The organism is Magnetovibrio blakemorei, assembly GCF_001746755.1.
Taxonomy (GTDB): Bacteria; Pseudomonadota; Alphaproteobacteria; order Rhodospirillales; family Magnetovibrionaceae; genus Magnetovibrio; species Magnetovibrio blakemorei.
The window spans coordinates 24,378-38,226 of sequence record NZ_MCGG01000029.1 but is presented as its reverse complement, the minus strand read 5'-3'; the positions used below and the strand labels follow the sequence as shown (position 1 = coordinate 38,226).

Below are 13,849 nucleotides of genomic sequence, written 5' to 3'. Positions count from 1 at the left end.
CGCCCTCACAAAGCTGCAGCGACTTTTGCTGCCAAATCAATCATACGGTTCACGTAACCCCATTCGTTGTCGTACCACGCCAGAACCTTCAACTGGGTCCCATCGACCACCATCGTCGACGGCCCATCGATGATGGAGGAGCGGGGATCATTCACGTAGTCGGTCGACACCAAGGGACGATCTTCAAAACCAAGAATGCCTTTCAGTTCACCCTCAGAAGCCTCTTTGAACATCTGATTGACTTCATCCGCCGTAACCTCGCGGTTCAATTCAAACACACAGTCGGTGAGCGATGCGTTCAGCAAAGGCACCCGCACCGCATGGCCATTGAGCTTACCCTTCAGTTCCGGGTAAATCATAGTGATGGCGGTGGCCGAACCTGTGGTGGTCGGCACCAAGTTCATCAAGCTTGAACGGGCCCGGCGTTTGTCTTTATGGGGGAAATCCACCACCACCTGGGTGTTGGTGACATCGTGAATGGTGGTGATCACGCCATGACGGATGCTAATTTGTTCTTGAACGACCTTAACCACCGGGGCCAGACAGTTGGTGGTGCAACTGGCCGCCGTCACCAGGTGGTGGCGAGCGGGGTCGTACTCATGATCGTTGACGCCATAAACGATGTTCAATGCATCACCTTTAACCGGAGCGGCGACGATGACTTTTTTGACGCCTTGATCGAAATAGGATTGCAACTGTTCAGGCTTGCGAAATTTTCCGGTGCATTCCAGCACGATGTCGCAGTCTCCCCATTGCCCGTCTTCAAGGGCGGGCGTTGAGCTGTAGGCCAGCGCACGATCATCAATTAAGATAGAATTGTCGGCAAAAGATGCTTCCCGGTCCCAGCGACCATGGACAGAATCAAACGTCAACAAATGGGCCGCGCCATCTGCATCGGTGCCGATCTCGTTAACGCGCAACCAGTCCAACCCGTCACGCTGCCATCCTGCGCGCAGGGCCAGACGACCCATACGCCCAAATCCGTTAATGCCAATTTTGATGCTCACGAAAATCACCTCTATCCCAGACCAATGGTGGTCATACAAATTTAGCGTGAACCATTTATGACATCACGCACGAGAGGTGAATATTATCCCTTCTTTTTTGAAGTGGTGAGCCCTACCATCACTTTATGCCGGAACCTTTCAAAAATCTCTTCAATGTCTCCGTTATCCGCACCATGGCCGATCACTTGGCCAGCGTGGAGGGAAACTTTGACAGCGAAGCTTTTGTCGCCTTTGCCACAGAAGGGCTTGAACGCCTTGAATTCAAAGAGCGTGCATCACGCCTCACCGATGCCTTGGAGCAATACCTACCGCATGATTTTGCCCGCGCCGTTCGCATCCTCTGCAGCGCCCTTGACCCCAACCCTGAAGACCAACAGCTTCCTCCACAAGGCATTCGCGGCTGGCCCGTTATGTCCATGGCCGAATTCATTGCCCGTCACGGCCAAGCCCCGGCCGACGTCCCTAAGTCCCTTAACGCCCTAAAAGACATGACCTCACGCCTGACGTCCGAATTCGCCATTCGACCTTTTTTGATCAATCATCCCCAGCTCACTCTGGAAACACTTCGCACTTGGGTCACGGATGACCATGACCATGTGCGTCGTTTGGTCAGCGAAGGCACACGCCCCCGTCTGCCATGGGGGCTCCGTCTGAAGGATTTTGTTAAGGACCCAAGTGCGGTCATTGTCCTGTTGGAGCAGCTCAAAGACGATCCGTCCGAATATGTCCGTCGCTCTGTTGCCAACAACCTCAACGATATCGCCAAAGATCACCCCGACCGGGTCGCAAGCATAGCTCAGACCTGGATGATTGAAGCCGACAAAAATCGTCAACGCCTCATCCGCCATGCTTTGCGGACCTTAATCAAAGACGGACACCCGGGCGCATTCAAAGCGTTGGGGTATGAATCGGCCCACATCGACGTGTTACGCTTTAGCGCCACCACACCCAATGTGCGCATGGGCGAAGATTTGGCGTTCGAGCTGGATATCACGTCCAAGATCAAGACTGAGCAAGCCTTAATCATCGATTACGCCATCCATCATCGGCGCGCCAACGGCCAAACGACGGCAAAAGTTTTTAAGTGGAAAAACATTGTTTTAAAGGGCGGTGCGTCGCTGAGCGCCACCAAGCGCCATACCTTTAAGCACATCACCACGCGGCGATATTATCCTGGCCTTCAGCACATAGAAATTTTGATAAACGCAAAATCCGTCGCCAAGGCAGACTTTGAGCTTCTCCCCAATTAAACACCCCCAAAACAACGTCTTTACACATTCTGGGCAGGCTATAAAGTGTGGCATGCCTCATCATCAAAAGGCCCTCTCGGCAAAGGAAACTTGCACCTTGGAACTGCGCTTCACCGTATGGCAATTTGTACGCCTGATGGTCCACTTGGAAGACTCAGGCTCTCTTGCCCCCCCACAAGCGGACTTGCTCAAGGTGTGGGGCGATATTTGGCAACCACTTGATGCTGAATTGGCGCAACTGTCGGAACAAGACATGGATGCCTATAGCGATATGATGATGGACCAAGACGTGGTGATCGAAGACGCCACGCCCGCACAAGCCCAAGCCGCGCACAAAAGCATTGTCGAAATCATGGCCATCATGGACAAAGCCATCGAAGCCGGGGGTGAGCCCGATCATGTCCAGGATTTAAAGTTCGAACGGCGTGAACTGCGTCAGTTATCGCGCAAACTCGCATATATGGACTGACGAATTGGGTCTCGCTTTAAGCCTCGTCGCCATCCTCAAGGCCAAACGCAACAATGCCGCCCGATCCCGATAAGTGATGGGTTTCCAGTTGCCCGGTCATGGTGCGAGCCTTCAACGCAGCCCATTCCATTTTAGCCGCAGCGTTGGTGTGGCCTGATTCATCGGCTTGTTCCGCCAAAATGCGCATACCGCCCTCCAGCATGGCAAACGCATGCGAGAGCGGCAGGGCCTGATCTTGATCAAATTCAAAACCGCCCGTGGCTTCAAATGCTTCTGCCAGTTCCAAAAAAAGCTCCCCAGTGTGCGCTAAATCGCCGGGATCGACATCGGGTTCAACGTCAGTCAAGCGTTCCGCCAAATAGCGTACGATGGTCGCGAACACCTTGGCCTCACTTTTTAAGCCATCGTCCCCGGCCTCAACCGTCTCTGGGCGGGTATTATCTTGATCAACCATTGTCGTTTCCTGCTTTTAACGTGGAATGTCATCATTGCTTTTGTGGTGGCCTGTGCTGTACACACGGTTCACCCTCAACGTTTCGACCACATATAACATAGGCATGATCGTGAAAGAACCCACAGGCGCTACACTCGACACCGTTTATCGCCCTGTTTGGCAAACCGACCAAACCCGGGTCGACTTGTTTTATGCCAAACCCATTTTGCGCGATGAAAACGGCGTTGAACTGCCCGGCTTTACGCCGCTGATCCGTCAGCAGACCGTGGACCTGACCATGCTGCGCCAAGTCAGGTACCTTAAACAAGCGTTTGAGGCACTGCATCTGCGGTTTTCATCCGGAGAACGGTTCCGTTTGCTGGTGCGCATCAATTCGGTCGCTTTGGCAACACCGGAAGCGGCTAGCGTGGTGACCGACACCATGCGCATGCTCAGCACCGAAGAACGTAGCTTCATCGTGCCGGAAATCATTGACTTTCCAGCCAGTCTTTCGCTCAACACGCTTGACGAAATCACCATTCCGCTGATGGCTTTCTTCGATACGTGGTTGGCCCAACCGGAGAAAACCCAAGCCGACTTTACCCCCTACGCCAACTTGAACTATGGCGGCGTAACCTTGGATTTGTTCGACAAGCCCATGGATTTGAAATTGGCCGGCAAAGTCTTTCAGTTGTTTGCCCAACGCGCTTCACACCGCCGCCTGCCCACTTGGGTGTTGGGTCTCGCGACCCCTGAACTGGCCAAGGTTGCGCGCATTTGCGGCATCAATGCACTCAGCGGCGCATATATGAACCGGGAATCCGATCATCCCGGCCCAGTGATCGAAGGTCAGCAAGAGTTCATGGTCTAACGCTCTGTTAGATCACGCCCTTTTCCTTGAGGGCCGTCAGGTCAGACAGGGATAAGCCCAACATTTCCACCAATACCTCATCCGTGTGTTGCCCCAGACCGGGCGCCGAACGGCGATAAGTGGGCGGTGTTTTGGAGAGCTTCATGGGGCTGGCAATTTGTCTCACCGTGACCCGCGTATCCATTGCATGGGGCAGGTCGTGGACCATTTCCCGGTGCTTGACCTGAGGATCGTCAAACACTTGAGCCAAGTCGTTCACCGGCCCGCACGGCACACCCACCACCTGTAAGTTTTCAAGCCAGTGATCAACGCCAAACGCCGCCAATTTGGGAGCAATCAAGGCGATCAAGGATTCGCGATGAGCGACACGGGCATTGTTGGTGGCAAAACGCTCATCGTCTGCAACGCCGACCAAACCGGTAACATCACAAAAGCGGCGAAACTGACGGTCATTGCCCACCGCCACAATGACGTGCCCATCAGCCGCGGAAAAGGCTTGATAGGGCACAATGTTGGGATGGGCGTTGCCATAACGCGGCGGGGCGGTATCGGTCAGCAAATAATTTTGCCCTTGGTTGATCAGCCACGCCACCTGTGTGTCCAGCAGCGCCATATCAATGTATTGACCCTGTCCGGTTAGATCGCGGTGACGAAGTGCCGCCAAGATGGCGGTGCCCGCGTACATGCCGCACATCACGTCCGCGATCGCCACACCTGTTTTCATCGGTTGGCCTTCGGGTTCTCCGGTCAAGCTCATGATGCCGCCCAGGCCTTGGATCATGAAATCATAACCCGCATGCTGAGCATAAGGTCCGGTTTGGCCAAATCCGGTGATGGAACAATAGACCAGTCCAGGGTTTTGGTCCTTTAAGTCCTCATAACTCAACCCATACTTGGCCAATCCTCCAACCTTATAGTTTTCCACCAAGACGTCCGCTTGCAGGGCCAATTGGCGCACCAATTGGGCCCCGTCGGGATGGGCGATATCGATACTGAGCGAGCGCTTGTTGCGATTGGCACTCACGAAATAGGCACTTTCCCCACTTTGAACGCCGTCGGCGCTCTGCACATAATTTGGACCCCAATGACGGGTATCGTCGCCCAAACCGGGACGTTCAATTTTGACCACATCCGCGCCCAAATCTCCCAGCATTTGGGTACAAAACGGCCCCGCCAAAATGCGGGTAAGGTCCAAAATGCGCAAGCCTGCAAGCGCCCCCGGCCCCGATGTCTCGTGGGGTGAGGCTGGGGACGAGGGAGGCTCGGACTGTGGTAGGTCTGGGTTATCGGTCATGTCCGCATCATGACGCAAGACGCCCACCTGGAGCAACGCGTTTCAACCCTCTCCTCCTCCCCCAGAGCACTGGCAGCCATCGACCTTGCGCAGACTGCAATATAATTGCGTCGAACGCTCATTTCTCACACTTTAAGCATGGATTGGCCTCCAAAATTGTTCTTTTCAGTCTTTGAGCTTGCGTACACCTAATTAAATGTGTAGAACTATAAGGAGATAAACATAGGGGGAGCGCGGGTCGAGCCTGCAAAGACTTGTAGAATATTCACAAAGGGGGGGACTATCCATGCGAAACGTTTACGTTTCGTCGATCGCGTTAGCGGTCGGCTTATTTGTTGCTGTTGCCCAGCAACCAGCCACGGCGGCTGACGCTGTTGCGGAAAAAACCATCAATCCAAAAAACGACTACAACATCACCATCAACTATGAGCTGGGTATGCACTGTACCGGCTTTGATTTCAGTGCGTGCTGCGTGCTGCCGCCATACAACTCGGTTCAGGCGCAGGTGGTCAAAAACTCAACACGCGCAACCCAGACACCGCGCCTTTTGGAAGCCGATCCGAAGGACCCGACGGTCTTGCAGGATAAGAGAAATCGTTTCAAGCTTGCTTACGGTCATGTTGGCAACAACTACTCCGAAGGTGGCAAGCTGAAATACTGGGATGTGCCTTACGACGTGAACGGTAACGGGACATACGAACCTGGTGAAAGCGTCGCCAACGCGTATTTCACCCACCTGTACATCTACAAAGACCTCGAAGGCAGCAACCCTGAGGGCACCAGCGCGGATGCCAAAAAACTGTTTATCGGCAAGCAGATTAAAGTGCCCCGCGATTCCGGTCCGAGCGGCGCACCGATGTTCGGTGGCTTTCTGACCTATTCCGGCAACAAGAGCGGCACCGTGGTGTACACCAAGTCTCCGGTCTTGGATAACGTGCCGATCGTTTTGACCAACCCCGGAATTTGGGACGCCTTGGGCTTACCGCTGACACCGTTCAATGACGAAGCGATCAACAAGGATCCGCTGACATTGGTGGAAAGCGACGTCCAGCCGTTCCAAGAAGCTTGGGTTAAATTGCTGGATGCCGAAACCGGCGCACCTGTCATCGACAGCCACACCGGCCAACCGGTGATGTTCGTCGGCGACAACCCGATCGACATTCCCAACTGCGCCAACTGCCACGGCACCAAAACCGCCAATGGCGACAAGTACAAACTGTACGAAAACGAATTGGCATTTTGGAAAGGCTTAGGCGCAAGCGACTGGATTGCTTCGGTGAAGGCTTCCGCCGTTTCCATCTTGCAAATTCATGATGACAAAAATGGCACGAGCTTCTTGAAAAACTACGACATGAAAAGCGGCAGTACATCAAACCGCATCGGTCGTGATCCGGTGTTGTGTCAGAAATGTCATGCGGACAACGTTATTGGCGTGCTGAATTCCCGCACCGTCGGCGACGTGCTCGGCGACAAAGCCAAGCCGGAAGACAAAGGCCGTCCCATCGTGCCACTGACCGAAGCCATGCACAGTGTGCACCTTCTCAAACAACCGATGCCCGACAGCGAGGGCCGTACCGCATCGTGCCAAGGTTGCCACCCGGCTCACCGTCAAGATGGCGGCATGCAGGGCTATCCGATCACGGCAGACGGCAAAAATGCCTACGCCACACGTGATAACCGCGACGCTGCCGGTGGCTGCTACGTTGGCCGTGACGTTCACGCCAACCCGGGTAAAGATACCGACGGCGCAGAAACGCCTGAGCATCTCAACGCCATCGGTAAATGGCTCCAGGCCAATGTCTCAAACATCGGTAACGGTAAAAAAGGCAAGGGTCTGTGGTGTACGAACTGTCACAGCCAATTGTCTCGTGAACTGTATCAGCGCGACAACCTGCAAAACGCCTTCATGCAAACCGGCGAAACCTTGCGCAACAAGTCTTTGGACGAAATTGCGAAAGCCATCGGCGTTTCCACGAAGGAATTGGAAACCAAATACTTGGATCCGAAAGTTGTCCTCGACAGCAAGGGCCAAGACACCCCAGGCAAGTCCGGCATTTTGCTGACCTGGGCGAAAAAACGCCTGGTTCCCGACATCGGCGTGATTGCGCTGAAGGGCGATGGACCGATGGTTTCCAAGGATGAAGACGGTGATATCAGCGTCGCCATATTGTCGGCCAACCCGGCGGTTGACATCAAATCTCTGACGTTGCCTGAAGGGGCAACGGGTGCTACGGCAGTTCCGTATGAAGCGGCCACACACGGCCGTGACTACTGGCTGTCCCCAGGTGCGCCGCACTGCGCAGATTGCCATGCGGCACCGTACGTGGAAGGTCAGGGCGGCGTTGCCTACCCGATCAACCAGCCCGGCAAGTATAGCGTGATGCGCTATTCCAAAGGTCACCAGGGTCTGTCTTGTCAGGCTTGCCATGAGTCCACACACGGCCTCTACCCGGTAACGCCGAGCACGGATACCACCTCTTATCGTCAAGCCGCCCAGTACAACCCGGACGGTTCACACGGCCCGCTCAAATGCGCAGCGTGTCATGTGAGTAACGAAAATGGTGTGCCGTTCGTGGCCAACAAGGAAAAGCATGTCTGGAACGGCAAGCCGATCTTGAACGACTTCGACGCCGCAGTTTCGTGGATGCACGGTAGCGCCGCCGACGTGGGTGGCAAGGTTCCGGAATCTGAATAAGGCTCCAGGACCATACGACTCATGTACACTGACGAAGTTCGGGGGGCATTTTGCCCCCCGAATTTTCTAAACCTAAGGACGTATCTATCGATGAGCACATCTTTCACGCCGCAACGTTGGGTTTCCTCGACAGTTTTGGGGGCCATTTTGGGCGTTCTGCTGAGTGCCACTTTGCCCTGGGCAACCTCCGCCTCCGCTTTGGATCAAGATCAAGTTCTGGTTTTGGTGGGTGAGCGCCCCATCACCATGACGGATTTGGAAACAGCCATTGGCAGTTCAACGTTTTCTGTCCAATTCCCCGCCATGGATCCAAACGATCAAGCGGCACTGCGTGGCGACATCTTAAAACGACTGGTGGCCGGACAGCTGTTGTTGCTCGAAGCGGAACGCCGCGGACTGGATAACGACCCGGCGTATCTCACCCAGATGAGTGCCTATAAACGCGGTATTTTGTATCGGGCATACATGGACAAGCTGCGTGCCGACATTCGCATACCCGAAGCTAAATTGGCCGAACTCGCTGAAACCCTAAAGGATCAACCCGAAGCGCTGGAACCTGCCCAAAACGCATACATCAGCGCCCAGTACCGGGTGTTGCGGGCACTGGCGCTGGAAAATTTGAAAACCCGCTACCATTTGGTCATGCATGATGATCGCCTCAAGATCGGCGCGGCCTCCGATACGGTTCTGGCCCAAGCCGATAACCTGAATCTACGGTTGTCCGACATCTTAGGCGAGGATGCCTTAAAAACATCCGACGACGAGCATGTGCTGCGTGATCGACTGTTCAATGCCGTCGAGCTCGAACTGGTGGTCCGCGCCGCCGAGGCCGAGGCCCTGGATGTGAGCGCCATTCTGGCTGCCTTTCGTGCAGAACGGCTTCCCGCTTTGTTGCTTGAACACATGGATTCAGAATGGGTCACCGACGACATCTTGCAGGCTTATTTCAAAAACCATCCCGGCATCGGATATGTACCCGAAGTGCGTCATGTGGCGCAAATCGTCGTGGCGACAGCGGATGAAGCCGAAGCCTTACACAAACGCATTCTTGCGGGAGAAAGCCTGTACGTTCTCGCTGGAGAACATTCCATCGATCCCATTGGCCGCCAGAACAAGGGCGACATGGGCTGGGTCAAAGAAGGCTCCGGTATGGCGGAAATTGAAACTGCCATTAAAGATCTTAAAGATGGTGAGCTGAGCCCGGTCATCAAGACCGCCCATGGCTATCATCTGGTCGCCATTTACGGGCGCAGCAAATCCCAACAACGGCCGTTTGAGGTCATCAAAGACCGCTTACATCAGCAGATCTTCCAAGAAAACCTGATCATGTTCGTCAACCAACTGAGCACCCAGTTCACCGTCGACTGGAAACTGCCGATGGCCCAAAACAATGACAAATAAATTGACCATACTGGCTCTTATCTTCGCAGCCCTGTTGGCTTTTGCTCCTCCATCTTGGGCGGCGGGCAATCATCCTGCCCAAGCCGGAGCCCTGATGGATGCCCGACTGACCGATATACACGGCAAAGTCCACACCCTTTCCGAATGGAAGGGCAAGGTCATCATGCTGAATTTCTTTGCCACGTGGTGTGCGCCCTGTCAGGCGGAAATTCGTGACCTGAAAAAATGGCACAAAGCCCATAAAACGGAAGGGCTGCAAGTGATCGGCGTTGGTCTGGACGATCCCCACAAGTTAAGCAATTTTGCCAACTCGTTGGAGATCCCCTATCCGGTGCTGACCAGCGGCACCGCGGGCAGTGCCATCATGGCCGCATGGGGCAACGCGCTTGGCGAAGTGCCCTATACGGTGATCATTGCGCCGGATGGATCAATCCCTTACGTGCAACGCGGAACCTTCAGTGAAGCGGCGCTCAACCGCTTTGTTGTTCCTCTGCTGAAATAAGGGCCCAGAGCACGGACCCAGAGCACGGATCCTGCCCAGGCCGACCTTGTCCACATAGGGTTGCCCGAACACCAACCCCAATCAACCCATATTTTACGTAACGATTTTTCCCATGTGCCTGTAAACTGTGCCTCTTTGATTTATTTCGGGACACTTGGTTTACATGAGCGATACGCCCCCCCCCTCCCCGCCTGCACGACCGTCAAATTTGGGAGTATGGTGGCAAGCGATCCGCCCCAAAACATTGGGGATGGCCGTCAGTCCAGTGCTGGTGGGCACGGCGCTGGCGTGGAGCGAGCACGCCACTCAGTCCCAACCCATGCCCCATATGGAGGTTCCCGCAGTTATTTTGCTGTGCGCCATCGCCATTCAAATCGCCACCAATCTGTTCAACGATGCCCAAGATTTTGTCAACGGCACGGATGGGCTGGGAGGAACAAAGCGCCTTGGCCCGCCCCGCATTACGGCTTTGGGTTGGGCTTTGCCCCACCAGGTGTCGGCAGCAGGCCTAAGCCTTTTTTTGCTGGCCCTTTTGGGCGGCCTCCACTTGATCGGCATTGGCGGCTGGCCGATATTTTTCTTAGGACTCGCTTCGCTCGGCGCAGGCTATCTGTATTCCCACGGCCCTTATCCCATCTCACACTCCCCGTTTGGAGAGGCGGTCGTGATTGGTTTTTTTGGTGTTTTCGCCGTCGCCGGGACCTATTACCTGCAAACGGGCGAAGTCTCCGACGCTGCGGTGCTGTTGGGGGGCGCCATGGGTCTGCCTGCGGGGGGGGTGTTGTTGCTCAACAACGTGCGCGACATGAAGGGCGACAAAGACGCTGGGCGACGCACCGTCGCCATCCGCATTGGCCTCAACGCGTCGCGCTCTTTGTATAGCGTATTGATGCTCGCACCGTTTGTGCTTTTGAGTATGGGGGTTGCGACCCAAACCGTCTTCCCCGGTGCCCTGTGTGGACTGGCGACGATCCCCCTTGCGCTCAAAGCCATCCGCGCATTTCGCGCAACAGAACCCGGAGTAGCCCTAAACCCGTTACTCGGCACTACGGTCAAATTTCAAGGCTTGTTCGCCCTGACAACTGCGGCAGGTTTGTTTGTGCTCTAGGGCCAAGACCTAGTCGTCAAGGATAGAAAAATAGGCCAGCAGATTCTCGATATCGCTCTGACTCAGCGGCTTTATAATTTTTTCCGGTCGGGGATGCATCCGGGTATCTGTCAGAATATCGGCAAATTGCTTTTGCAAATACTTGATGTGCTGGCCGCCCAACGGTGGATCATGCGGACGGCCTTCGCCTTTGTCGCCATGGCAACGTGCGCATCCATCTTGATAAACAGTTGCCCCCTTGTCTGCATCACCAGGCGCGCGGGGAATTTGCAAAACCCGCTTTGACGCCAGCAGACGGGTATACCCGTCAACCGTATCAGGCATGTCGGGAAGCCGGCTTTCCAGTTTCATCTCGGTGATGTAGGCCGAGACGTCTAGAACTTCCTGTTCCCCCAATTCGCGTTCGACGGTGAACGGAAACATCGGAATGTTGATGCGTTCGCGCGACTTAAAAGCCTTCAGCTGACTGACCAAATACTCCATCGGCAAGCCCGCCAAGCGCGGATAATCACCGCCGCCACCGCCTTGACCTTCCGGTCCGTGACACGGGGCGCACACCACATAGATATCGCGCCCGTCTTCCGCATAGCCTTCAGACTGTGCTTGTGCATTGGTGACCCACAACACCATACACACCAAAGCAACACCAAACTTCATTGTAGGTCCCCACGGCGAAACAAAACAAACCCGGTGACGGCGCTAAGTGTGCCGAACACCAAGGGATAAACAAAACCGAAAATCAAAAAACCAGTTCGCCCCAACGCATCTAAAATCACATGCGCCGCAGGGCCCATCAAAATCAATTCCGGATCGAACACCAGCATGGACGCGGTGCGAAAGACCTGCATGGGATTGAGCAGGGCGATCGTCACCACCACTTCCGAGGACATCTGTTCGCGCACCATCGCCCCCAACAAAATCAAATCGAGAAACAACAGCAACACCAGCCACACGGTAAAGGCTGCGCCTTGGGCGACGTCCGACGTTTTGGCGATGGTGGAAATCAACATACCGATGCCCAAAAAACACCAGGTCAACGACACCAACAAAGCGGTGCTGAATAAAAATTCCATCCATGGCACATCAAAGCCACGCACGCCGGCCCACGCCACCGCCACGACCACCGCCAAAAAGACCGGCAGAAAGACCGTAACATATCGTCCCAACAGCTTACCCCAATACCAAGCGCCCAAAGACACCGGCAAAGCCAGCATGTATTCCAACACCCCGGCTTCACGGTCGCCAGCAACCGAGCGCACCATGGTGATCAAAATAAAAATCGGCAAAATCGCCATGCAAATCTGGATGTAAGTGGTCAGCGTGCGCGACAATCCGGTAAAGCCCATGACCCGAGAATCGGTTAGGCCCGATGCCAACAACAACACCATCACGGCGCCAAAGACCAAAGAATAGACCAAGAACCAGCGTGCCCGGATGGATTCCGTTAATTCAAGCCGGGCTGTGTGAGCTAAAGATTTGAACATGGTTTTGTTCGTCTCATCAATTGTTGTTCAGGGGCACTTTGCAAATGTGATTGGGTGTATCGGTCAAAATTTTTGCTGTCATCTGGGCAAAATCAATGCCCTGTTTGGGGTCGGAGACGGCACCATAACCATAATTCATTGGGGTCAGCTCGGCCTTCACGTAATGGGCATCGCGGGCATTCAACCAAATCATATTGGTCCGTGTGCTGGTGACATCGGCAACCCAAATTTCCGTCGCCGGATCGCCGGCCCAATCTTGCTCATTGAGCCAGTTTACAGCACAACCGATATCGTCAAATTTGGTGATCTTGTTTTTGGCCCCACCGCGCACCTCAGCGGCAAAGCGGGCATCACTGATGAGCATTTTGCAAAGCTCACAGCTTTCGCGGTCCCAATGAATGTCTTCCGGCCCGGTTTTGTCCCCACCCCAGCAGGCGCTGAGCACCAGCAACGCGCTTAGCAGCATTGCTCGCGTGAAGTTTACCCCCATCATTTGAGTTCCAATCCAGACACCAGCCCCGCGTAGCGCGACATCATGGCGAAAAAGCGCAATCTGTCCGGCCCTGCCACGGTGCCGCTCCACACCAAACCCTGATCTGATGAGGCAAAGCCCCAAGCACTGAGCGTCTTGGCCAAAGCGTCTTCGGGACGGCTCAGATGCAGCGAGCACGCTTGCACCGCCGATGGGTCCACCGTATCGGCAACATGATCGTCCAGCACGACTTTGCCCCGGTCCAATTCCACCACCCGGTTGACCAAGGCCGCGACCTCATCAATGCGGTGACTGGACATCAACATCACCGTGTCCGGTGAGCGCTCCGACAACAGGTTGAAGAAAATTTTCCGTGATTGAGGATCAAGATTGGCCGCCGGTTCGTCCATCACCAAAATGTCACTGTCGCGTCCCAAGGCAATCCCGATCAGCAATTTTTGCTTTTGCCCACCGGACAATTTAACGAACGGCTGGGTGCGAATGACCTTCATGTCCAAGCCCAATTGCGTGGCCACCTGTTCCATGCGCAGCGGATCGCTGCAGCACAAGCTGGCGGCATAGTTGATCAATTCACCAACGGGGATTTTCAAAGGTGGTGGCAATTGCGGCACAAAACCAATGCGCGCCAGCACGCCCTGACGATCTTGGCGTGGATCCACACCGTCGACAGAAACACGGCCCTGACAGACGTATTCCCCCAACAGACAGCGGATCAACGTTGTTTTACCGGCACCGTTGGAGCCCACCAACGCCACCCGCGCGCCCTTGTTGAAGGACAACGAGATGTCGTCAAGGACGGCCCGGCGTTGAAAGGTCTTCGATACCTTTGCAAATTCGATCAT

Annotated in this window: 14 protein-coding genes; 7 read left to right on the top strand and 7 right to left on the bottom strand. The window is 54.8% G+C overall.

Translation table 11 applies throughout. The features are described from left to right. Window positions 1-5: 5 nt before the first annotated feature. The gene (locus BEN30_RS10130) at window positions 6-1,007 is read right to left on the bottom strand and encodes an ArsJ-associated glyceraldehyde-3-phosphate dehydrogenase (protein ID WP_069958274.1); all 1,002 of its coding nucleotides are present in this window, start codon (window positions 1,005-1,007) and stop codon (window positions 6-8) included. A gap of 125 nt (window positions 1,008-1,132) precedes the next feature. Here BEN30_RS10130 and BEN30_RS10125 point away from each other — a divergent pair, with 125 nt between their 5' ends. Further along, complete coding sequence (locus BEN30_RS10125; RefSeq protein ID WP_069958229.1) at window positions 1,133-2,257, top strand: DNA alkylation repair protein; 1,125 nt, start codon at window positions 1,133-1,135, stop codon at window positions 2,255-2,257. A gap of 52 nt (window positions 2,258-2,309) precedes the next feature. Beyond that, entirely contained in the window at window positions 2,310-2,726 is a 417-nt protein-coding gene (locus BEN30_RS10120; RefSeq protein ID WP_069958228.1) for a hypothetical protein, read from the top strand. A gap of 16 nt (window positions 2,727-2,742) precedes the next feature. Here BEN30_RS10120 and BEN30_RS10115 read toward each other — a convergent pair whose 3' ends face one another. Then, entirely contained in the window at window positions 2,743-3,180 is a 438-nt protein-coding gene (locus BEN30_RS10115) for a hypothetical protein (RefSeq protein ID WP_069958227.1), read from the bottom strand. A 109-nt stretch (window positions 3,181-3,289) separates the two neighbouring features. Here BEN30_RS10115 and BEN30_RS10110 point away from each other — a divergent pair, with 109 nt between their 5' ends. After that, window positions 3,290-4,030, top strand: coding sequence for a hypothetical protein (locus BEN30_RS10110; protein WP_139134966.1), 741 nt, complete (start codon window positions 3,290-3,292; stop codon window positions 4,028-4,030). A 7-nt stretch (window positions 4,031-4,037) separates the two neighbouring features. Here the strand turns inward: BEN30_RS10110 and BEN30_RS10105 are convergent, their stop codons facing one another. Next, on the bottom strand, window positions 4,038-5,324 hold the full coding sequence (locus BEN30_RS10105) for a CaiB/BaiF CoA transferase family protein (RefSeq protein ID WP_084005378.1): 1,287 nt from the start codon (window positions 5,322-5,324) through the stop codon (window positions 4,038-4,040). A gap of 286 nt (window positions 5,325-5,610) precedes the next feature. Here BEN30_RS10105 and BEN30_RS10100 point away from each other — a divergent pair, with 286 nt between their 5' ends. The 4 genes from BEN30_RS10100 to menA all read left to right on the top strand — a co-directional run bounded on the left by BEN30_RS10100 (window position 5,611) and on the right by menA (window position 11,030). Beyond that, window positions 5,611-8,019, top strand: coding sequence for a cytochrome c3 family protein (locus BEN30_RS10100; RefSeq protein ID WP_069958224.1), 2,409 nt, complete (start codon window positions 5,611-5,613; stop codon window positions 8,017-8,019). A gap of 90 nt (window positions 8,020-8,109) precedes the next feature. After that, the gene (locus BEN30_RS10095; RefSeq protein ID WP_170827023.1) at window positions 8,110-9,420 is read left to right on the top strand and encodes a peptidylprolyl isomerase; all 1,311 of its coding nucleotides are present in this window, start codon (window positions 8,110-8,112) and stop codon (window positions 9,418-9,420) included. Beyond that, entirely contained in the window at window positions 9,410-9,922 is a 513-nt protein-coding gene (locus tag BEN30_RS10090; protein ID WP_069958223.1) for a TlpA family protein disulfide reductase, read from the top strand. Before BEN30_RS10095 ends, BEN30_RS10090 begins: the two co-directional genes overlap by 11 nt. A 163-nt stretch (window positions 9,923-10,085) precedes the next feature. Then, window positions 10,086-11,030, top strand: coding sequence for a 1,4-dihydroxy-2-naphthoate octaprenyltransferase (gene menA, locus BEN30_RS10085; protein WP_069958222.1), 945 nt, complete (start codon window positions 10,086-10,088; stop codon window positions 11,028-11,030). Between the two features lie 9 nt (window positions 11,031-11,039). On the opposite strand, the gene BEN30_RS10080 is transcribed toward menA, so the two are convergent. Genes BEN30_RS10080 through BEN30_RS10065 form a run of 4 tightly spaced genes read right to left on the bottom strand, consistent with a single transcriptional unit; the run spans window position 11,040 to window position 13,849 of the window. Next, complete coding sequence (locus BEN30_RS10080) at window positions 11,040-11,687, bottom strand: c-type cytochrome (protein ID WP_069958221.1); 648 nt, start codon at window positions 11,685-11,687, stop codon at window positions 11,040-11,042. Continuing rightward, the gene (locus BEN30_RS10075; RefSeq protein WP_069958220.1) at window positions 11,684-12,514 is read right to left on the bottom strand and encodes an ABC transporter permease; all 831 of its coding nucleotides are present in this window, start codon (window positions 12,512-12,514) and stop codon (window positions 11,684-11,686) included. Before BEN30_RS10075 ends, BEN30_RS10080 begins: the two co-directional genes overlap by 4 nt. Window positions 12,515-12,530: 16 nt before the next feature. Beyond that, on the bottom strand, window positions 12,531-13,007 hold the full coding sequence (locus tag BEN30_RS10070) for a nitrous oxide reductase accessory protein NosL (RefSeq protein ID WP_069958219.1): 477 nt from the start codon (window positions 13,005-13,007) through the stop codon (window positions 12,531-12,533). Then, entirely contained in the window at window positions 13,004-13,849 is an 846-nt protein-coding gene (locus tag BEN30_RS10065) for an ABC transporter ATP-binding protein (RefSeq protein WP_069958218.1), read from the bottom strand. The genes BEN30_RS10070 and BEN30_RS10065 overlap by 4 nt, the downstream gene beginning before the upstream one ends.